The sequence below is a fragment of the Vibrio sp. 2033 genome (genome assembly GCF_033339735.1).
Map to the genome: position 1 here is coordinate 1 of NZ_JAWOVC010000786.1, position 526 is coordinate 526.

The 526-nt window shown below is 48.1% G+C and carries 1 protein-coding gene; it reads right to left on the bottom strand.

The window, feature by feature from the left end:
• Nucleotides 1-3: 3 nt before the first annotated feature.
• Nucleotides 4-526 (bottom strand): PPC domain-containing protein (locus R7P74_RS29085; protein ID WP_318124187.1); only part of this gene is annotated, 523 nt, incomplete at its 5' end.

A 526-nucleotide genomic window follows, 5' to 3' on the forward strand; every position in this document is an offset into this window, starting at 1 on the left:
TCGCTATGGTTTGAGAATGACAAAAGTTTGCCCATCACTCAGCGTGAAGCTTACCGAACCAGTTTTTTTATCAATACCCGATTTGCTACACTCGCTATCATTGCCACATGAATCACTAGGGTTGTTGTTCCACACTCCATCATGCAATCCTGAGCCCGTGACAATCGCCGTCCACGTTTTGCCATTGTTGATGGATTGTGTTGTCACACCGCCAGAAGGTGGTGGGGCTTCTTGTTCTGTATAACTCGCGGTTACACTCACGTTACTGATACCGCTATACGCGTAAACCCCAATATGCCACGTCCCTTCACTTGGCGTAGCAAAACTGCACACTTCGTTACTATTCGAGCTGATAGAGCGACAATCGTAGTTTGACAAACTTGGCGCACTGCCCAACTTAACGTAGAGGTCGGCATCCCCATTTGAACCTGCGGTCGTGATGGTTAAGTCTGAACCGTTTGCTGGCACATCAATAGTGAAGCAGTGCCACTGCCCTGTCGAAGCAGATTCGATATTGCTTGATGTC